We start from the raw sequence: 20,295 nt of genomic DNA on the forward strand, positions 1-20,295 counted from the left end.
CCGTGGAAAATGCAGCGGGAAGTCGCCGCCGACCTGAAGACGATTTACACTTCATCGACCGTCGAGATGGCCGAACAGATGCTGGGCGCCTTCGAAGCCAGGTGGGACAAGGACTATCCGTCCATCGGGCAGAGCTGGCGACGCAACTGGGCACGGGTGATTCCGTTCTTCGATTACCCACCGGAGATCAGGAAGGTGATTTACACCACGAATGCAATAGAATCGATCAACATGAGCCTGCGCAAGGTGATCAAGACCCGCAGCTCGTTCCCGACCGATGAGGCCGTCACCAAGCTGTTTTACCTGGCCCTGAACAACATCAGCAAGAAGTGGACGATGCCGATCCGCGACTGGAAGGCTGCACTGAACCGCTTCACGATCCAGTTCGAAGAGCGGCTGGTGCCGGGTTAAACCTCAACCCGTTTACACAAAATTCCGGACACCCCCGCGGCAACCGAATAGTGGCGACCCGTTCGCGCAGAAAGCAAATCTCCGCGCGTTTTACGTAACAGCCCAAAGCAATGCTGTTCCCGCCAGTCTCAACGGAATTACGGGGCACGTGTCGGTGTCGGCTTAAGCGTAGTGGTAACCAGGTTAGCTATTGCCTTCTTCGTTTGCTCCGTCGCGCTCTCGTCGTACCCGATTGTCACGCCCCGTTCAACACAGGGGTCCGCATATGAGAACGGCAGGTTGCTTTTGACGTTGAGCAATTGTCCGGCGCTGTGTTCTTCCCATGCACAGTTGCGCACGGTTTGCGCTTTTGGCAGTGGGGTTGGATGCGCGAAGGCGCGCCCATCGAAGATATGATTGGCCCCGGCAAACTCGGTGAGCTCTATGTCCACCCCCTTGGCCTTCAGCCGTTCCACATAGGCCTTGCAAGGCCCAATCGGGTCATAGTTGTCTGCGCTTCCATGGAATATGCGAATAGGAGCCTTTGAAACGTTGTCGTCATCGAGGTAGCGGGCACTGCAGTCTGGGTAAAGCGGAACATAGGCGGCAAATCCTGGCGTGGACGCATCGGCATGCGCTTTCTGGAAGCGCGTCATGCTCGCGTAGAGCGTGCCTTGCCCGCCACGAGAAAAACCCATCAGCATCACGCGGCTCGCGTCGACACGAGGGTGTTTGGAAATAAGGCTGAGCGCGCGATACGCGTCTTCTATCTGGGCGAGTCTGCCAAGCTGACTCTGGTCATTGATTGTGTTTTGTATGCCTCGGCCCGTGAAACTGTCGACCACGAAAGTGGCAACGCCCAATGACAGGAACCACTGCTCCCAGTCCGTTATCTGGCCGCCGATACCCCCGGACGGGTGCAGCAGTATGACGGCGGGCAGCCTGTCGGTCCCGGGGCGAGGCAGCCGCAATTCACCGGCTATCGTCACGCGCTTGCCGTCTTCGCTTCCGGCCAGAAATTGCTCGTCTGTGAGCGTCATCGACTCGAATGGAATGACTTCCATTCGCGCCACCTGCGCGTAGAGGACGCGCGGAATGCAAAGGAGCACAAGGACAAGCAAAAGGAACGGCAAGCCTCTCACACTTGCGAACATGGCCGTCTCCCATGAGTACGGACAGAGTTATTTATGCAGCGTTATAGGCGGTCCGGGCAGGAATGCAATGCAAATGACAGAATTGTCGTGATACGACAGACGGTGACGGCAGACGGCAGACACTTTATCGATTCGTCGGGTCGCGCATGTCCAGAAAGTCGAGGATTCGAGTCGCTTTAGCCGTTCGGAATCGCCGAGCGCGATCGGCGCGCGAGCATAGCGCCGATTTCACTTCGCCGCCCCCAGGTTGATTCCTGAGCGGGAGAGGAGCAAAAACTCAAAGAAAGCCACCAAGAGCTGTTTGGCCTGAATTTCGACTCCGCGAGCAGGAAGAAAAGCTCAAGCAGTATCAACACGTCGACGTATTGTTCATCAGCCTGACTATTAATAAAAAGACCCATAAGTTTCTCAACTTACGGGCCCGTTTTTCTCAGGTTATGCGTCTACCTACATACACCCTCAAACGTCGATATTCCCCGCCCTCAACGCATTCGACTCAATAAAAGCCCTGCGCGGCTCCACATCATCCCCCATGAGCGTAGTAAAGATGCCATCAGCAGCAATAGCATCCTCAATCTGCACCCGAAGAAGACGCCGCACCGCAGGATCCATGGTCGTCTCCCAAAGCTGCTCCGGATTCATCTCCCCGAGGCCTTTATAGCGCTGCTTGGACATATTCCTCTCAGCATCAGCCAGCAGCCACTTCATCGCACTCTTAAAGTCGGTGACAGCCATACTCCGCTCCCCACGCTTGATCACAGCGCCAGAGCCAATCAACCCCTTGAACGTATTTGCGGTTGTCACCAGCTGCTGATAATCCGCAGTCAACTGAAACTCTTCATCGATCACAGAAATCTTCTGATTCCCATGATGCGTCCGCGCGACGCGCAGCGAGCGCAGCTCCCGCACAGGGTCATACATCGTGGTCACGGTCACCTCGGGCTTCAACGCATCATCCCGCAGCTTCGCTTCGAGCGCGCGCGCCGAAGCCTCGGCGGCCTGCTCACTGGACAGATCGATAGCAACCCCATCCATCACGGCCTCGAGCGCACCCGCGTCATACAGCCGGCTCAACCGATCAACCACGGCCTGCGCCAACAGATAAGCCCGAGCCAACTCACCCAACGCATCCCCGGTAATCGGAGTCGCACCTTCAGAAGCCACCAACTCCGACCCCTGCAACGCGAGCCGAAGAATATGAGCGTTGACTTCCGACTCATCCTTCAGATACCGCTCATCCTTCCCCGCCTTGATCTTGTAAAGCGGCGGCTGCGCGATATAGATATACCCGCGCTCGATCATCTCCGGCATCTGCCGATAGAAGAACGTCAACAACAGCGTCCGGATGTGCGCGCCATCGACGTCAGCATCGGTCATGATGATGATGCGGTGATAGCGCAGCTTGTCGAGGTTGTAATCTTCCTTGCCGATCCCGCAGCCAAGCGCGGTAATCAGCGTAACGATCTGCTCGGAAGAAAGCAGCTTGTCGTAACGCGCCTTCTCGACGTTCAGCACCTTGCCGCGCAGCGGCAAGATAGCCTGAAACTTCCGATCACGCCCCTGCTTCGCCGACCCACCCGCCGAGTCACCCTCGACGATATAAATCTCCGACTTCGCCGGGTCCTTCTCCTGGCAATCCGCGAGCTTGCCGGGCAAACCGACGCCATCGAGCACGCCCTTACGACGCGTCATCTCACGCGCCTTGCGCGCCGCGTCGCGCGCACGCGCCGCATCGACGATCTTGCCGCAGATGATCTTCGCATCGCCCGGCGTCTCGAGCAGGAATTCCTCGAGCGCCTTTGCGACCACTTCTTCCACCGGCGCGCGCACTTCCGACGACACCAGCTTGTCCTTCGTCTGCGAGCTGAACTTCGGCTCCGGCACCTTCACCGACAGCACGCACGACAGCCCTTCACGCATGTCATCGCCCGACGTTTCGACCTTCGCCTTCTTCGCGACTTCGTGATCGGCGATGTACTTGTTCAGCACGCGCGTCATCGCCGCACGCAGACCGGTAAGGTGCGTGCCGCCATCGCGCTGCGGAATGTTGTTCGTGAAGCACAGCACGTTTTCGTTGTAGCTGTCGTTCCACTGCATCGCCACTTCGACGCCCACACCATCCTTCTCGCCCATGATGTGGAAGATGTTCGGGTGCAGCACGGACTTGTTCTTGTTGATGTACTCGACAAAACCCTTCACGCCGCCGACGAACGCGAAATCCTCTTCCTTACCCGAGCGCTGATCCACCAATCGAATCCGCACGCCGTTATTGAGGAACGAAAGCTCACGAATCCGCTTCGCGAGAATGTCGTAGTGGTATTCAACATTGCCGAAAATCTTTTCATCGGCCATGAAATGCACTTCGGTGCCGCGGTTTTCGGTGTCGCCGATCACCTGTATCGGCGACGTGGTCACGCCGTCGATCTCTTCGAGCACGCGGTTCTGCGGCACACCACGGTGGAATTCCATGAAGTGCTTCTTGCCGTCGCGGCGCACGGTGAGGCGCAACCACGCCGACAGCGCGTTCACGCACGACACGCCCACGCCGTGCAGGCCGCCCGACACCTTGTAGCTATTCTGGTCGAACTTGCCGCCGGCGTGCAGCTCGGTCATCACGATTTCGGCGGCGCTGCGCTTCGGATCGTGCTTGTCGTCCATCTTGAGGCCGGTCGGCACGCCGCGGCCGTTATCGGTGATCGACACGGAGTTGTCCGCGTGGATGATCACCTGGATGTCGTTGCAATGGCCGGCGAGCGCTTCGTCGATCGAGTTGTCGAGCACTTCGAACACGAGGTGGTGCAAACCGGTGCCATCCGATGTATCCCCGATGTACATCCCAGGCCGCTTGCGCACGGCTTCCAGACCTTCGAGGATCTGGATGGACGAGGCGCCGTAGCTGTTATCGGGCTGCGTATTGTTCGTTTCAGTCATGGATTTTTTCCGGTTCTGCGTTACTGCAAGGTTGCTGCTCTGGACTTTTCAAAACGCCATAAAAACGCCAAAGGGGCGCTGCGCCCCTTGGTGTTCTTCTTGATGTTGGACGCGTCAGATGCGCATCGGCATCACCACGTACTTGAATTCGTCGTTCTCGGGAATCGTGATCAACGCGCTGGAGCTGGCATCACCCAGGCTCACCTGCAGCATGTCGACCTTCAAATTCGCGAGCACGTCGAGCAGATACGTGACGTTGAACCCGATATCGACGCTGTCGCCGTCGTATGCGATTTCCAGTTCTTCCTGCGCCTCTTCCTGATCGGCGTTGGTCGACATGATCTTCAACTGGCCCGGCTCGACGATGCAGCGCACGCCCTTGAACTTATCCGACGTCAGAATCGCCGCGCGTTGCAGCGAACGCTGCAGTTCTTCGCGGCCAATCTGGAATTTGTTCTTGTGCGACTTCGGAATCACGCGCTGGAAGTCGGGGAACTTGCCTTCCACGAGCTTCGACACGAGTTCAACCTGACCGAACGTGAACTTGACCTGCGTCTGCGCGATGTCAATCTTCAGCGTGTCGTCGATGTCTTCGAGCAGGCGCTGCAGTTCGAGAATCGTCTTGCGCGGAATGATCACTTCGTGGCGCGCGAAGGAGCCCTCGATCTTCATCGACGAGAACGCGAGACGGTGACCGTCGGTCGCGACCGCCATCAGCTGATCGCCGTCCACCACCAGCAGCATGCCGTTCAGGTAGTAGCGGATGTCCTGCTGGGCCATCGAGAAATGGACCATGCCGAGCAGCTGGCGGAACGTCTTTTGAGGAACCACCAGGCTCGCGCCGTAGTCTTTGGCCTGAGCGACGGTCGGGAATTCGTCCGCGGCGAGCGTCTGCAGCGCAAAGCGGCTCTTGCCGGATTGCACGGTCAGACGCTTGTCGTTCAGCGTCAGCGTGACCTGGCCGTCAGGCATCGCGCGCAGAATGTCGAGGAGCTTGCGTGCCGCCACCGTGGTCGCGACCGAATCGCCGCCCACGCCGAAATCGGCGCGCGTGGTGATCTGCAACTCCAGGTCGGTCGACAGGAACGATACGTCAGGACCGTTCTTGGTGATCAGCAAATTGGCGAGGATCGGCAACGTATGGCGGCGTTCGACGATGCCGCTCACGGTTTGCAGCGGCCTGAGGAGGTTGTCGCGTTCGGTCTTGACCAGTTGCATAGGGTTCCTTCGTTGATGTAACGGCCTGCACGCCTTACGGGACAAGCTTTTCAGCGCGCAGCCACGGCTCCCCGCCGGCGCCCTGAAAAGCGCCCGACACGGCGTGAAATCCGCCCGTCGCCGCCGGGCGGTTAAACCTGTATTGTGCCTGAAAACGGGACCGCCTCACTAAAATGGGGGCGAGTTCGGGAATAAACAGGTCGATTTTGTAGGGCGTGGTCCGGGCTGCCGCCGACTTGTCGCGCCGCTGCGCGGCGCTACCGGTTCGCAGGCTCGTTGTTCCGCCACTTCTGGCCGGTTGCGCCGCAAATTCGTCACGGGTTTGCCGCGCTTTTTACGTCGCTTCTGCCCGCTTACCGTCGCGTTCCTTGTCATTTCCCGTTCGGCCCCGACAGCGCCGTCGGGTTGTGGGGTCCCCTGCCCGTTTGTCGATTTGCAGCGTTTTCGCGGCCTCATTCAAACCACTGCGTAGCCGCTTCCAGCGTTTCCTGCCGCCGACGTCCGTTTCACGGTCGCGTGCGGCCAGCCCGTTTAGCCCTTCAGCGTCTGCTCCAGCACGTGCAGTTCGTGATTCAGCTGCGCGTCCTTGCTGCGCTCGTCGGCGATCTTGCGCACCGCGTGCAGCACCGTCGTGTGGTCGCGCCCGCCGAACAGCTCGCCGATTTCCGGCAGACTCTTCTGCGTCAATTCCTTCGCCAGGTACATCGCGATCTGCCGTGGCCGCGCGATGTTCGCCGGACGCTTCTTCGAATACATGTCCGCGACCTTGATGCTGTAGAAGTCGGCGACCGTTTTCTGGATGTTTTCCACCGAAATCTGCCGGTTCTGCACCGTCAGCAGGTCTTTCAGCGCTTCCTTGGTCAGTTCGATCGTGATTTCGCGGCCGTGGAACTTCGAATACGCGAGGATCTTGCGCAGCGCGCCCTCGAGCTCGCGCACGTTCGAGCGGAGATGCTTCGCGACGAAGAACGCGACGTCCTCATTCAGGCTCACGAACTCCGATTGGGCCTTGCGCATCAGAATCGCGACGCGCATTTCGAGTTCGGGCGGCTCGATCGCCACCGTCAGGCCGGAGTCGAAGCGCGAGATCAGCCGATCGTCGATACCCGAGATTTCCTTCGGATAGGTATCGCTCGTGATGATCACTTGCGCCTTGTTGGCGACCAGCGCCTCAAAAGCGTAGAAGAATTCCTCCTGCGTGCGCGACTTGCCCGAGAAGAACTGAATATCGTCGATCAGCAGCAGGTCGAGCGAGTGGTAGTAGCGCTTGAAGTCGTCGAACGCCTTGCGCTGGTACGCCTTCACGACATCGGACACGTACTGTTCCGCGTGGATGTAGCGAATCCGCGCGCCGGGTTTGTCCATCAGCAACTGATTTCCGATAGCATGGATCAGGTGTGTCTTGCCGAGGCCCACGCCACCGTACAGGAACAGCGGGTTATACGAAATGCCGGGGTTGTCGGCGACCTGGATCGCCGCGGCGCGCGCGAGCTGATTCGCCTTACCGGTCACGAAGTTGTCGAAGGTCAGCACGGGGTTCAGCTTCGAGCGCTCGTACATCGAGTCGCTCTCGCTGGATGCCGTGGCGCCCACGCCTTGGCCTGGGCGCCACGTGCGACGTCCGGCGGCGGCTTCGTTCGCGTCCAGGCTCGGCAGATCGAGGTCTGCGACGTCTTCGGCGGCGCTGCGCGAATTCGCGTTTTGCGCTGCGAGCGCCGCAGCTGCGGGATTCGCGCGCGCGGCATGCGCGGCGTGCACGGCGCCGACAGCCGCATGGACGGCCGCGACGCCGCCGGCATTACCGCCCTGCGGCGCGGCCGAAGCCGGGCGTGCCGACGACGGAGCCGGCGCCGCGGCCGTTGGGCTACGCATGCCGGCCTTCGGATCCAATACGAATTGCACGTCCACCGGCGCATGCCAGAAATCGCGGGCCATGTCCGCGATGCGGCCGGAGAACTGGCTCTTGACCCAGTCGAGCTTGAAGCGGTTCGGCGCGGCAATGCTCAACGTGTTCGCATCGGCGTCGAAGGCGACCGGGGCCAAGGGTTTGATCCACGTCACGTACTGCTGGGGCGTAAGCTCACGCTCCAGCAATGCGGAACAGTGTTGCCAGAATTCGTTCATCAAGTTGCTATCGTTATGGTGTGCACGGCGGTCGCCGCTGCCACTGTCGCGCACGCGCAACAAGGCCCTGAGCAGCCAGGCGTAACGGCCCCAGACGCCTGTGCCACAAGGGTCTGCGGGATAAGCGTGCCGGAGCGGCGTGCAACATTTTTGGGAAGTAAGGCGAGATTCTAACGCCAAAACGAACCCGAAAGTGAGTTATCCACAGGGACCGATCGCTTGGTCCGGCAACCTCCGGCTGCGCCAGACGACGGCTAAACTATTGACGGCCAACGGAAAACCAGTTTAAATAGCGGGTTCCGCGAAAACCAATTTCAGTAAACCACCGGCCATTGCGCTTTCAGCGATGATCGCGCGGTTTTTTTCGATCAAGTGAGAGCAACATGAAACGTACTTACCAACCTTCCGTTACCCGTCGCAAGCGCACCCATGGCTTCCGCGTTCGCATGAAGACCGCTGGCGGCCGCAAGGTCATCAACGCACGTCGCGCGAAGGGCCGCAAGCGCCTCGCGATCTAAGGCAAGCGGATTGCGCGCTGTGACCGAAACCCGCGGCGAAGCGGGAGCGGCCGGGGCGCAGCAACCGGGCTCGGTTCCGTTGCGAGCGCAAGCCGCCTTCCCCAAAGCCGCAAGGCTGCTAAAAACGGATGAATTTTCATCCGTTTTTCGTTTGCGGCCGTGGCGCCGTACCGCACACTTCGTCGTGTACGGCCGGCCCACCGGCAACGAGGCGCGTCTTGGCCTCGTGATCGGTAAGAAGTATGCGCCGCGCGCGGCTACGCGGAATCTGGTGCGCCGGATCGCGCGCGAAGCCTTCCGGCTGCGTCGCGCGGAATTCGGCGGTTGGGATGTGCTGCTGCGTCTACACGCGCGTTTCGACAAAAAAGCTTTGCCGAGCGCGTCGTCGTCGCCGTTGAAGGCGCTGTGCCGCAGCGAAATCGAGGCGCTGCTCGACAAGGCAGCGCGCGAAATTACCCGTCGTCAGGCGCCGCCCGCGGAGGCGCCCAGGACGGAATGACGCAGTGACCGCCCGAACCGCCGTCGCCGCAACGGGCGTTGCGCCGGCAGCTTCAGAGCGCGGGCGTCGTCCTGTACTTCACGTTGCGCGGCGCCGTACGGCCGCACCTGCCATGCAAACGGTACTCTTCGCTTTATTGCGCTTTTACAAGCTTGCCGTGAGCCCCATGCTCGGCAACCGGTGCCGTTTTTACCCTTCCTGCTCTGATTACGCGCGCGAGGCAATCCAGTATCATGGCGCCGCGCGCGGGACTTATCTCGCCGTGAGGCGTGTTTGCCGCTGCCACCCGTTTTCCGCGGGCGGCATCGATCTCGTCCCGCCACCCACTTCTGAAAAGCGCTGACGCGCCGTTCCATCGACACTGAGACAACGCATGGATATCAAACGCACCGTCCTATGGGTCATCTTTTTCATGTCAGCTGTCATGCTGTTCGACAACTGGCAACGCGACCACGGACGCCCGTCGATGTTCTTCCCGAGCACGACACCGACCCAGACCGCCGGCAGCGCCGCGCCGGGCACCACGACACCGGGCACCCAGCCGGCCGATCTGCCGACAACCAACGCGGCCGCGCCGGGCAACGCGCCAGCGGCCGAGCAGTCGCAGCTCGTGAAGTTCGGCACCGACGTCTATAGCGGCGAAATCGACACCCGCGGTGGCACATTGTCGCGCCTGTCGCTCGTCAAGCAGGGCGACGGCAAGCAGCCGGATCTCGTGATCACGCTGTTCGACAAAACGAACAATCACACGTATCTGGCGCGCACTGGCCTGCTCGGCGGTGACTTCCCGAATCACAACGACATCTTTACGCTGATGCCGAATCAGCCGACCCATCTGGCCGACGGCCAGAACTCGTTCCAGATGAGCTTCGAGTCGCCGGAAAAGGGCGGCCTCCGGGTCATCAAGACGTATACGTTCACGCGCGGCAGCTACGTGATCGGCGTCGAGACGAAGGTCCAGAACGTCGGCACCACGCCGGTGACGCCGCAGCTCTATATGGAACTCGTGCGCGACGACCAGCCGGTCGAAACGCCGCGCTTCTCGCACACGTTCATCGGACCGGCTGTCTACACGAACGAGCATCACTTCCAGAAGATGACGTTCAGCGATCTCGACAAGAACAAGCAGAACTTCGCGACGTCGGCCAACGACGGCTGGGTCGCGATGGTCCAGCACTACTTCGCGTCGGCCTGGATTCCGCAGGAAGGCGTGAAGCGCGAGTTCTACGCCGAGAAGATCGATCCGTCGCTGTATCGCGTCGGCATGAAGGAGGCGATGCCGACCATTCAACCGGGCCAGACCGTCAGCGTGTCCGCGCGTCTGTTCGCCGGTCCGGAAGAAGAAAAGATGCTCGCAGGTATCGCGCCGGGTCTCGATCTGGTGAAGGACTACGGCTGGGTCACGATCATCGCGAAGCCGCTGTTCTGGCTGCTGTCGAAGATCCACAGCTATGTCGGCAACTGGGGCTGGTCGATCGTGCTGCTCACGGTGCTGATCAAGGCGGTGTTCTTCCCGCTGTCGGCCGCGAGCTACAAGTCGATGGCGCGCATGAAGGCGATCACGCCGCGCATGCAGGCGCTGCGCGAGCGTTTCAAGGGCGATCCGCAGAAGATGAACGCGGCGCTGATGGAGCTGTACAAGACCGAGAAGGTCAATCCGTTCGGCGGCTGTCTGCCGGTCGTGATCCAGATCCCGGTGTTCATCTCGCTGTACTGGGTGTTGCTGTCGTCGGTGGAAATGCGCGGCGCGCCGTGGATTCTATGGATTCAGGATCTGTCGCAGCAGGACCCGTACTTCATCCTGCCGATCCTGATGGCCGTGTCGATGTTCCTGCAGACCCGCTTGAACCCGACGCCGCCGGACCCAGTCCAGGCGAAGATGATGATGTTCATGCCGATCGCGTTCTCGGTGATGTTCTTCTTCTTCCCCGCGGGTCTCGTGTTGTACTACGTCGTGAACAACGTGCTGTCGATCGCGCAGCAGTACTACATCACGCGGATGATGGGCAGTTCGAAGGCGAAGCCGGCCTGATGTTCCGTCCGGTGGCGGCCCGCAGGGCCGCCGTGACGCAAGCTCAAAACGAAAAGCCGCCCGGTGCGAACCGGGCGGCTTTTTTTATGGTGCGGTTGAAGGAAATGCGGCGGGCGGCTGCGCTTGAGTTTCGTCGTTCACTCTTCGTCGGAATCTTCGCCGTAAAAACGCACGATCATTTCCTCGACCAGATTCCGGTCCTTCGGGGTCAACGATGCGATCTTCGAAGCGAGTTCGATCGTTTCGGGTGTCGGCGGATATTTTTCGCCACGTGCCATCGGTCGTGCGCTGGCGCCGGGCGGTGGTCCGTAATGGAGCCAGTGCTCCTTGACGTTCAACCATTCGGCGAGCGTGCGCAACTTGTCCGGCTTCGGGATCGTCGTGCCCGTCAGCCATTTGTGTGCGGTCTGGGGCGTCACGGGCCGCTCGCCGTAATAGCGAAGATTGAATTGCTCGGCGAGTTTGGTCCCGCCGCGGATTTTCAGCGGCTCCAGCAGATCCTTCAGCCTCTTGGCGAAGGCGGCTTTTTCTTTGTCGGTCGGCATGGGCCAGATTGTGCAATTCGGAGTTCAGCCAGTTGACAACCGATCAAGCTTTGTTTTCTCTTATTTGAGATAGTTTTAGCTTGCAGCGCGCGCCCCATAACGCGTTGCGCGAATTTGATTTTTTTAATCTCTCGATTGCCAGGCTTGGCTTTGCCTGAACTGCAGCTCCTGCCGAGTCTCAATAATTCCTAAGTGGCGCGGTAATAATCCTAGCTTAATTGGGATAAATCTGAGTTGTTCAAACGATAGGGGCGAACGGGCACGTCATCCGCTTCGCGTCCTTGTCACCAGCCCTTCCGTGCGAGGCGCGCGCGTTACAATGCCTCGCGCCGGCTCGACCGACGCGGCCCTGCCCTTCCCCTCCCGTTTCGCCCGACTTCACATGCTCACGACCGACTCCGATCCCATCGTTGCCATTGCTACCGCGCCCGGCCGGGGAGGCATCGGCGTAGTGCGGATTTCGTTCGGCCGCGCTGGCGCGGCGGCGGCCCAGCCGTTGATGCAGGCCCTCACCGGCCAGACGCTCGCGGCGCGTTACGCGAGCTACGTGCCGTTTCTCGACGCGAGCGGCAATCCGCTCGATCGCGGCATCGCGCTGTACTTTCCGGCGCCGCATTCGTACACCGGCGAGCACGTGCTTGAACTGCAAGGCCATGGCGGCCCGGTCGTGCTGCAATTGGTCCTGCAGCGCTGCATCGACGCCGGCCGCGCGTTCGGTCTACGGCTCGCCGAGCCCGGCGAATTCACGCGTCGCGCGTTTCTGAACGACAAGCTCGACCTCGCGCAGGCCGAGGCCGTCGCCGATCTGATCGAGGCAAGCACCGAGGCCGCCGCGCGTTCGGCCGGCCGCTCGCTCGACGGCGCGTTCTCGCGCGACATCCACGCGCTGGTCGAAGAGGTGATCACGCTGCGGATGCTGGTCGAAGCGACGCTCGACTTCCCGGAAGAGGAAATCGACTTCCTCGAAGCCGCCGACGCGCGCGGCAAGCTCGTGCGCATACGCGAGCGTCTCGCGCACGTGCTGAGCGAGGCGCGCCAGGGCGCGTTGCTGCGCGAAGGTTTGTCGGTCGTGCTGGCGGGGCAGCCGAACGTCGGCAAGTCGTCGTTGCTGAACGCGCTCGCCGGCGCCGAACTCGCGATCGTCACGCCGATCGCCGGCACGACGCGCGACAAGGTCGCGCAGACGATCCAGATCGAAGGCATCCCGCTGCACGTGATCGACACGGCCGGCCTGCGCGAGACCGAGGACGAGGTCGAGAAGATCGGCATCGAGCGCACGTGGGGCGAGATCGAGCGCGCGGACGTGGTGCTGCATCTGCTCGACGCGCGCGCCGGAATGACGGTCGGCGACGAAACGATCGCCGGACGCTTTCCGCGCGGCGTGCCTGTCGTCCGCGTCCTGAACAAGACCGACCTGACAGGGCTCGCGCCCGCGACGCAGGCGCTCGACGCCGACCTCGAACTTAGCGAGGTGCGGCTGTCGGCGAAGAAGGGTGACGGCGTCGCGCTGCTGCGCGACGAACTGCTGCGGATTGCCGGCTGGCAGGCGGGCGCGGAGAGCATCTATCTCGCGCGCGAGCGGCACCTGATCGCGTTGCGCGCGGCCGACGAGCATCTGGCGACCGCCGCCGTGCATGCGGAGCAGAACGCGCAGGCGCTCGATCTGTTCGCCGAGGAATTGCGGCTCGCGCAGGATCAACTGAACTCGATCACCGGTGAGTTCAGTTCGGACGATCTGCTCGGCGTGATTTTCAGCCGATTCTGTATCGGCAAGTAACGCCGAACTTGTGCGTCGCCGCAATCCGGCCGTCATATAGGCTTTCACGGCCGAATCGGCGCCGCTGCCGCACACGCGAAAATCGCACTCCGTCGACCAAAAAGCCACCGGATTTTTGGTACACAACCGGGCAAAGGTTTAGAATCCAGCTGTCCGAGCCTAAACGTACAGCGTCCCCAAAGCATGCCCCGCCTCGCCACCCCGCTCACCGAATCCGAGATCCGCGCGCTCGAACCGCGCGCGACCCGCTACTGCGTCGCCGACGGCAACGGCCTCGTGATCGAGGTCATGACGACCGGCACCAAGGTCTGGCGCTTCCGCTATACGTTGAACGGCAAGCGTCAGCCGCTCGCGACCATCGGCGATTACCGGATGATTTCGCTGCGCGTCGCGCGCGCGAAGGCGCAGAGGTACGCGGCGCTCGTCGCGCAGGGCATCTCGCCGGTCGCAACCGCGCGGCGCGATCGCGGTGCCGAGAGCAAGGCCGACGTGCTGCGCGAAGCGGCCGAGCTTTATCTCGCGACGGCGCTGGCCGGCAAGTCGGATGAATATCGCCGCACCACGCGGCGCGCGCTCGACAAGGACGTGCTACCCGCGATCGGCAACAAGCCGATCGGCGCGGTCACCGCTGACGACGTCGTCGCGATCTGCGAGCGCATCAAAAGCCGCGGCTCGCCGAAAATGGCGCTGCACACGCGCAACGTCGTGAAGCGCCTGTACGCATACCTGATCGCGCGCCAGCTCGCGACCGGCAATCCCGCGGAAGTCGTACCGGCGCGCTCGATCGCGACCGTCGACAGCCGCACCCGCGTGCTGTCCGGCGCCGAGATCGGTGTCATGCTGCGCACGATCGACGCATCCAATATCCGCCGTCCGCTGAAGCTCGCGCTGCATCTGCTGGTGCTGACGATGGCACGCAAAGCGGACCTCGTCGAATCGACATGGGTCGAGTTCGATCTCGACAACGCGCAGTGGACGATCCCCGCCGCGCGCCTGAACGCGCGCGAGGACCGCGTCGTCCGTTTGCCGCGTCAGGCGGTTGCGCTGCTGCGCGAGCTGCAGCGCGGGCGCACCAGCGAGACGTTCGTGTTCCCGAGCGTCAGGGGCGACGATCGGCCGATCGCGAAAAGCACGCTGAACCAGGCAGTCAAGGCATTGGGGCTCGACGTGGAGCATTTCGTGCTGCACGACTTTCGTCGCACGGCGTCGTCGCATCTGCGCGACATGGAACAGCAAACGGCTGCGGGGGGCGACATCGCGAAGCGTGAAGCAACCGACCAAGCGGCGTGGCAGCGTCGCATGCTTCAGAGTTGGGCGGACTTTGTCGATAGCCAGATGGAAGTCGCGCGGTAGACGGCGAACGGGACGGCTTGACGGCATTGTCATGGGTTTTGGCGCCATGTGACGCTTGCCGTCAGGCCGGTAACAGGATGGTACACAGGCTAATGCGACCTCGCCCAGACGCTAAGCAAATAAAGGAAAATTCATCAAAAAAACAGGTTTCCAAACCGGGCGCAAATGCGCCTTTTTTCGCTTCTCTGGGCCGTTTGACATCGTCGTTCTTTCCCCGCTTCCTTCGCCTACACTGAGAGATGGATGCAAGCCGATACGGAGGTTCCGATGCCTGAATCAATGCTCGCCTATCTGATGGGGCCCGCCGTCATGCTCGTGGTCGGCCTTGCCATCTGGATGATGTCGCGTCACCGTGACCCGTCCAGGCCGCCCAGGCTCGAGCGCTGGCTCGACACGCATTACGCGGAGTGGCTGCATCACAAGCATTAAGCCGCGCCTCAAATGGAAAAGGCCGTCGCATTGGGCGACGGCCTTTTTGTCTGCGCGTTGTTCGGCTGAATCATCCGCGCATCAGAGCCTGGCCGCGCTCACCACTGCGGCTCGGGTTGCGGTTGCGCATAGCCGTACTGTCCGGGCGGCGGTGCGCCGCACGCGACATAGGCGCGCTGATACTGGTCGTAGCAATATCCGGGCGGCGGTGCCACGTAAGCCGGCGCGGGCTGGTACGCGGGCTCGGCATAGACCGGCTGCGGATACGCGACCACCGGCGCCGGCGTCAACGCCGAGGTGACCACCGCGCCCAACACCGCGCCGCCAATCAGCGCACCCACCACATCACCGCCGTGTCCGTGCGCGGACGCCTGGCCCGCCACCGTCAAACTACCCGCCATTACCAACGCCACTGCGATCTTTTTCATATTGAGCTCCCGCCGTTCAGGCATGGACGAATTGTCGCCGGCGCGCGCGGAAATAGATGCTGCAGTTGGTAACCGGAGATTAACTCTGTAACAGGTGCATAACGTTGGACGCGTTAACTCACGCAGGCATTGCGCTGCTTTTCATCCAGGCATCGCGGGGAAGATCGCCGCGCTGGCCTTGATGCGCGCGCCGACTATTATCTGACCAATGGCAGTGGTCAACGAGCGCCTCGCCTCCCCGCAAGCTGACGTGCCCTCCCTGAACTTCATCCTGGCCGAACCGCATGGATACCTCTAAACCGCCCCAGAACGCCGCAACGCTGCATCCCACAGACGACGCGAACGCGAACGCGCAGGCGCAGGCGCACGCGCTCGTCGCTGAGGATGCGCCCAGTCTCGCCTGCGACGACGCGCTCGCGCGCATCCTCGCCGACCCGCCGGCGGCCGAGTGCCCGATCATGGTGCTGCTGGTCGGCGACCAGGCGGTCATCGCCGAGGGGGTGCGCGAGGCGCTCGCCGACGAGCCGGGCATCCACTTTCGCTACTGCGCGTCATGGGAAGACGCGGTGCGCTGCGCCGAGGAAACGCGCGCGACGGTGATCCTGCAAGATCTCGTGATGCCGGGCACCGACGGTCTGACGCTGGTGCGGCAATACCGGCTGAATCCCGCCACTCGCGACATCCCGATCGTCGTGCTGTCGACCAACGAAGAGCCGCTCGTCAAAAGCGCGGCGTTCGCGGCCGGTTCGAGCGACTACCTCGTGAAGCTGCCCGACCGCATCGAGCTGATAGCGCGCATCCGCTATCACTCGCGCTCGTATCTACACCTGCTGCAACGCGACGAGGCGTACCGCGCGCTGCGGCAATCTCAGCGGCAACTGCTGGCGACGAATCTGGAGTTGCAGCGGCTCACGCATTCGGACGGTCTGACCGGCCTGTCGAACCGCCGCTACCTCGACCAGTATCTGGCGGCCGAATGGCACCGCGGCACCCGCGACAAGACCGGCCTCGGCCTCCTGATGATCGACGTCGATCACTTCAAGGCCTACAACGACACCTATGGGTACGTCGCCGGCGACGAAGTGCTGAAGAGCGTCGCGCATACGATCGAAGCGTGCCTCGGCCATTCACTGGATCTCGCCGCGCGCTTCGGCGGCGAGGAGTTCGCGGTGGTCGTGCCGGACACGTCGGCGGGCGGCTTGCGCCTGCTCGCGGAGAAAATCCGCATCGCGGTCGAAGACCGCGCGATCACCCATGCGGGCTCGGCAGAGGGCGTCGTCACGATCAGCATCGGCGCGGCGATGGTGGTGCCGTCGGCCGCCGAACCGGTCACGACGCTGATCGAGGCCGCCGGCGTCGGCCTGTATCGCGCGAAACACGACGGCAAGAATCAGGTGGCCGTGAGCGGCTGAGTCTGGCGCCGCCCTCCTCAACCTTCGGCTTACGCGGCCACGGCGCGCGTATAGCGCTCGGCCGGCGCGCTGCGCGACAGATTCGGCTGCAGATGCAAACGCGCGCTGTTCAGACGCTCCCAGTCGGCGGCATCGGGCAACGACGGGATCGTCACCAGCTCGCCCTGGTCGAGACCGGCAAGCGCCGCGTCGACCATGTCCTCGGCGCTCATCACGATCTGCGAAGGCAGGTTCTCGACCGCGAGACCCGCGCGATGCCAGAACGCTGTGCTCGTCGCGCCCGGCAGCACCGCTTGCAGCCGCACGCCCTTGCCGCCCACCTCGTGATGCAGCGACTGCGTGAGGTTCAACACGTAGGCCTTGGTGCCGCTATAGGTGCCGTTCAACAATTCCGGCGCCAGCGCGACGATCGACGAGATATTGATCACCGTACCGGCGCCGCGCGCGATGAAGCCCGGCAACACCGCCGCCGTCAGGCGCGTGAGCGAGGTCACGTTCAGCTCGATCATCTGCTCGAGTTCATCGATGTCGGAGTCGACCAGCGTCGCGGTCGCGCCGACGCCCGCGTTGTTGATCAGCATCGTGATGCCGCGCTCGGCGCGCAACTGGTTCTCGATGCGGCGCACGTCGGCCTTGTTGGTCAGATCGGCGCTGACGGTGCTCACGCGGCGGCCGGTTTCCTTCGTCAGCCGGTCGGCGAAGCTGCTGAGGCGTGCGCCGTCGCGCGCGATCAGCAGCAGGTCGTAGCCGCGTCGCGCGAGCCGGTCCGCGTAGACCGCGCCGATACCCGACGATGCGCCCGTGACCACCGCCGTACCCTTGCCTTCGTTCGAATTGCCTTGTACGCCCTTGTCTGCCTGCGTTGCCATTGAAGCTCTCCTTGCGGGCTGCGCATGATGCGGCCGCCCTGTCCGGTGAATGGGAACATCCGTGAACTCGCCGCCTTGCGGCTTTTGCGCTGATACGGCGGGGTTGAGGAGCTGAGTTTAGGTGCGTACTGTTTTGTCTCAAATGTCATATTTCCCTCGTTTCCGGACATCGTAAATGAAACGCATCGGCGTGGTGGTCTTTCCGGGCTTTCAGATCCTCGACATGGTCGCGGTATCGATTTTCGAACTCGCCAATCAGGACACCAGCGAGCCAGCGTACGACGTCGCGGTGATCTCCGAGCACGGCGGCATGGTGCGCAGCTCGGCGGGCGTCGAGGTCGCGACGCGCCCGTTCGGCGATCCGGCCTACGACACGGTGATCGTCACCGGCGCGATGGAGATCGCGCCGTCGTCGCCGGGGCTGCTCGCGTTTCTGAACGACGCCCTCGCCGCCTCGCGCCGCACCGCGAGCATCTGCACCGGCGCGTTCGTGCTCGCCGAAGCGGGCATCCTCGACGGCCGCCACGCGACTACGCACTGGGCGCATGCGCGCGATTTGCAACGGCGCTTTCCGCGCGCGCGGGTTGACGAGGACCGCATCTTCATCGTCGACGGCTCGGTGTGGACGTCGGCCGGCATGACCGCGTGTATCGATCTGTGCCTCGCGCTCGTCGAGAACGACCTCGGCGTCGCGGTTTCGCGCGCGATCGCGAAGAAGCTCGTGGTCTATCACCGGCGCACCGGCGGGCAATCGCAGTACTCCGCGATGCTCGATCTCGAACCGAAATCCGATCGGATCCAGAACGCGCTGTCGTATGCGAAGAGCCATCTGCACGAGCCGCTGACCGTCGAGCAGCTCGCCGACGTTGCGCATCTGAGCCCGCGCCAGTTCAGCCGCGCGTTTCGCGACGAGACGCGCCAGTCGCCGGCCCGCGCGATCGAAGCGCTGCGTGTCGAAGCGGCTCGCACGATGCTCGAAACCGGCCGTCATTCGATCGAAACCGTCGCAGCCGACACTGGCTTCATCGACCCCGAGCGGATGCGGCGCGCGTTTTTGCGCGCGTTCGGCCAGCCACCTCAAGCGATCCGGCGTGCCGCACGCGTGGCGTAAGCGTTCGGGTAGAGAATAGGAAACCCGCGGTGCGAAGCCACGCAAAAAAAGTATCCCGCTCGACCCGTGAATCGAACCCAGCCCAAATGAAAGGAAACGCGATGAGCTACAACGACAGCAACCCGTTCGCCAAAATCTTGCGCGGCGAACTACCGTGCATCAAGGTGGCCGAAAACGACCAGGCGCTGGCTTTCATGGACTTGATGCCGCAAGCCGACGGCCATCTGCTCGTCGTGCCGAAGGAAGCGGTCGCGGAAATTTTCGATCTGTCGGATGCGGCGCTCGTCGCGTCGACGCGCATGGCGCAAAAGCTCGCGATCGCGGTGCGCGCGGCACTGCGTCCTGACGGCGTGTTCATCGGCCAGTTCAACGGCGCGGCGGCGGGACAGACAGTGCCGCACGTCCATTTCCACGTGATTCCGCGCTGGGAGGGCCAACCGCTGAAGCTGCATGCGCGCGAGATCGCAGATCCGGACACGCTCGAAGCGCTCGCCAAACAGATTCGCGCGCACTGGCGCGCCCACTGAAGCGCGACGCGAGGCCTGCCGACGCAACGTCGCGCCCCGCATTACGGTCACGCCCGGTAACAACTGTAAAAGCCGTTGAAACCACCGATTGGCGCGTCGCGACTAGACTGCTATTGCCTTGTGTTCAAGGCATTGAGTGTGGATCTCTTTTTTCAGCCTGCCCCTGTGGCAGGCTTTTTTTCTTTGGGGACCCGCTTCGCAATCTCAGAGCCGCTCGCGCGAACGGCGTAGCGGATGCCGCCAGTCGATGCGTCGGCGACGCGCTCGCAACGGCCGTCCGTCGTGCAGGTCTCGATGCTCCTGCCACAGTTCGTCGGAAAAAAGAAACATGACGATCAGCAGCGGAACGACCAGAAAAATCCCGAGTATTACGTGCTCGTTCACGATAGCCTCCGGGTGCAGGAGATTCGTTTTCATTGTAGAGCACCGCCTGTACCCGCATACCGGCTCGACGAAGATCCACCTGGATTCAGGCCGCACGGGAAAGGTACATCGCACTGCGATCGCGCCCCCCTCGCCTGTCCACGCGGCTTTGCGCCGCGCGGCTTTTTTTCATGCGTTTTCGGCAATGGCGCGTTGCAAGCGTTTCACCAAGGCCCGTGAATGACGGCTGGCACTGTTTATTTTCTGCACTTGCCTCGTTATTGCGCATCGCAGCTTTTGCCTGTGGAATGACTTTGTGTGCGACGCACAAACCCATTGATTAAATTGTATTAAATCGCTTAATTGACGCTACGCGTTTACGTGAATGCGCGCGCAAAGCTTTACCAGCTAAGGCATGGGCGAGAGTGGATTTTTAGTTATTCATTTCATTGCCATTCGGTCAGGCATGTGCTCAAGCTTTAATCAGCTTCGACAGCAGCTGCGACAATTCGCCACTGTTGCGATCGCACACAAGATGTGCTTGTCGTTCTCATCGGTTCTCCTAAAGTGCGAGATGCGGGTCCACCGTTAAAGTTAAATACATAGCTAACCGAG

At 62.0% G+C, this 20,295-nt stretch carries 19 protein-coding genes; 11 read left to right on the top strand and 8 right to left on the bottom strand.

Features of this window, described 5'->3' with window-relative positions; genetic code table 11:
* Window positions 1-411, top strand: a 411-nt coding sequence (locus HDG33_RS27835; RefSeq protein WP_184036734.1) for a transposase, incomplete at its 5' end; no start/stop codon positions are given.
* 137 nt (window positions 412-548) lie between these two features.
* Here HDG33_RS27835 and HDG33_RS27840 read toward each other — a convergent pair.
* The 4 genes from HDG33_RS27840 to dnaA form a co-directional block, all read right to left on the bottom strand.
* Entirely contained in the window at window positions 549-1,454 is a 906-nt protein-coding gene (locus HDG33_RS27840) for a dienelactone hydrolase family protein (protein ID WP_260330607.1), read from the bottom strand.
* 549 nt (window positions 1,455-2,003) lie between these two features.
* Window positions 2,004-4,475, bottom strand: a complete 2,472-nt coding sequence (gene gyrB / locus HDG33_RS27845) for a DNA topoisomerase (ATP-hydrolyzing) subunit B (protein WP_184036738.1) — start codon at window positions 4,473-4,475, stop codon at window positions 2,004-2,006.
* A gap of 114 nt (window positions 4,476-4,589) precedes the next feature.
* Window positions 4,590-5,693: a DNA polymerase III subunit beta gene (dnaN, locus tag HDG33_RS27850; RefSeq protein WP_090802283.1), complete on the bottom strand. Its 1,104-nt coding sequence runs from the start codon at window positions 5,691-5,693 to the stop codon at window positions 4,590-4,592.
* 531 nt (window positions 5,694-6,224) lie between these two features.
* Window positions 6,225-7,817: a chromosomal replication initiator protein DnaA gene (dnaA, locus tag HDG33_RS27855; protein WP_221311567.1), complete on the bottom strand. Its 1,593-nt coding sequence runs from the start codon at window positions 7,815-7,817 to the stop codon at window positions 6,225-6,227.
* Window positions 7,818-8,200: 383 nt separating this feature from the next.
* Between dnaA and rpmH the strand changes: the two genes are divergently transcribed.
* The 4 genes from rpmH to yidC all read left to right on the top strand — a co-directional run bounded on the left by rpmH (window position 8,201) and on the right by yidC (window position 10,866).
* Complete coding sequence (gene rpmH, locus HDG33_RS27860; RefSeq protein ID WP_004198824.1) at window positions 8,201-8,335, top strand: 50S ribosomal protein L34; 135 nt, start codon at window positions 8,201-8,203, stop codon at window positions 8,333-8,335.
* Between the two features lie 19 nt (window positions 8,336-8,354).
* On the top strand, window positions 8,355-8,834 hold the full coding sequence (locus HDG33_RS27865) for a ribonuclease P protein component (RefSeq protein ID WP_409259079.1): 480 nt from the start codon (window positions 8,355-8,357) through the stop codon (window positions 8,832-8,834).
* A gap of 112 nt (window positions 8,835-8,946) precedes the next feature.
* A complete protein-coding gene (gene yidD / locus HDG33_RS27870; RefSeq protein WP_167050029.1) occupies window positions 8,947-9,177 on the top strand; it encodes a membrane protein insertion efficiency factor YidD in 231 nt (76 codons plus the stop codon).
* Between the two features lie 30 nt (window positions 9,178-9,207).
* Window positions 9,208-10,866 carry a membrane protein insertase YidC gene (yidC, locus tag HDG33_RS27875; protein WP_184036745.1) on the top strand — a complete coding sequence of 553 codons (1,659 nt, stop codon included), beginning with the start codon at window positions 9,208-9,210 and terminating at the stop codon, window positions 10,864-10,866.
* Between the two features lie 137 nt (window positions 10,867-11,003).
* Here yidC and HDG33_RS27880 read toward each other — a convergent pair whose 3' ends face one another.
* Window positions 11,004-11,411 carry a helix-turn-helix transcriptional regulator gene (locus HDG33_RS27880; RefSeq protein ID WP_018418931.1) on the bottom strand — a complete coding sequence of 136 codons (408 nt, stop codon included), beginning with the start codon at window positions 11,409-11,411 and terminating at the stop codon, window positions 11,004-11,006.
* A 382-nt stretch (window positions 11,412-11,793) separates the two neighbouring features.
* On the opposite strand from HDG33_RS27880, the gene mnmE reads away from it, so the two are divergent.
* The 3 genes from mnmE (at window position 11,794) to HDG33_RS27895 (ending at window position 14,970) form a co-directional block, all read left to right on the top strand.
* Complete coding sequence (gene mnmE, locus HDG33_RS27885; protein ID WP_184036747.1) at window positions 11,794-13,188, top strand: tRNA uridine-5-carboxymethylaminomethyl(34) synthesis GTPase MnmE; 1,395 nt, start codon at window positions 11,794-11,796, stop codon at window positions 13,186-13,188.
* A 183-nt stretch (window positions 13,189-13,371) separates the two neighbouring features.
* Complete coding sequence (locus HDG33_RS27890; RefSeq protein ID WP_184036750.1) at window positions 13,372-14,541, top strand: integrase arm-type DNA-binding domain-containing protein; 1,170 nt, start codon at window positions 13,372-13,374, stop codon at window positions 14,539-14,541.
* Window positions 14,542-14,808: 267 nt separating this feature from the next.
* The gene (locus tag HDG33_RS27895) at window positions 14,809-14,970 is read left to right on the top strand and encodes a hypothetical protein (RefSeq protein WP_184036753.1); all 162 of its coding nucleotides are present in this window, start codon (window positions 14,809-14,811) and stop codon (window positions 14,968-14,970) included.
* Between the two features lie 98 nt (window positions 14,971-15,068).
* On the opposite strand, the gene HDG33_RS27900 is transcribed toward HDG33_RS27895, so the two are convergent.
* Entirely contained in the window at window positions 15,069-15,398 is a 330-nt protein-coding gene (locus tag HDG33_RS27900; RefSeq protein ID WP_090802296.1) for an ecotin precursor, read from the bottom strand.
* Window positions 15,399-15,682: 284 nt separating this feature from the next.
* On the opposite strand from HDG33_RS27900, the gene HDG33_RS27905 reads away from it, so the two are divergent.
* Entirely contained in the window at window positions 15,683-16,810 is a 1,128-nt protein-coding gene (locus HDG33_RS27905; protein WP_184036767.1) for a diguanylate cyclase, read from the top strand.
* Window positions 16,811-16,839: 29 nt separating this feature from the next.
* Here HDG33_RS27905 and HDG33_RS27910 read toward each other — a convergent pair whose 3' ends face one another.
* Complete coding sequence (locus HDG33_RS27910; RefSeq protein ID WP_184036770.1) at window positions 16,840-17,679, bottom strand: SDR family oxidoreductase; 840 nt, start codon at window positions 17,677-17,679, stop codon at window positions 16,840-16,842.
* A 175-nt stretch (window positions 17,680-17,854) separates the two neighbouring features.
* Here HDG33_RS27910 and HDG33_RS27915 point away from each other — a divergent pair, with 175 nt between their 5' ends.
* Together HDG33_RS27915 and HDG33_RS27920 are read left to right on the top strand one after the other, a co-directional pair.
* Window positions 17,855-18,790, top strand: a complete 936-nt coding sequence (locus HDG33_RS27915; RefSeq protein ID WP_184036773.1) for a GlxA family transcriptional regulator — start codon at window positions 17,855-17,857, stop codon at window positions 18,788-18,790.
* A 101-nt stretch (window positions 18,791-18,891) separates the two neighbouring features.
* On the top strand, window positions 18,892-19,317 hold the full coding sequence (locus HDG33_RS27920) for an HIT family protein (protein ID WP_184036775.1): 426 nt from the start codon (window positions 18,892-18,894) through the stop codon (window positions 19,315-19,317).
* Between the two features lie 204 nt (window positions 19,318-19,521).
* On the opposite strand, the gene HDG33_RS27925 is transcribed toward HDG33_RS27920, so the two are convergent.
* Window positions 19,522-19,701 carry a hypothetical protein gene (locus tag HDG33_RS27925; protein ID WP_090805511.1) on the bottom strand — a complete coding sequence of 60 codons (180 nt, stop codon included), beginning with the start codon at window positions 19,699-19,701 and terminating at the stop codon, window positions 19,522-19,524.
* Window positions 19,702-20,295 lie beyond the last annotated feature (594 nt).

The sequence above is a fragment of the Paraburkholderia sp. Cpub6 genome (assembly GCF_014201065.1).
Taxonomy (GTDB): domain Bacteria; phylum Pseudomonadota; class Gammaproteobacteria; order Burkholderiales; family Burkholderiaceae; genus Paraburkholderia; species Paraburkholderia tuberum.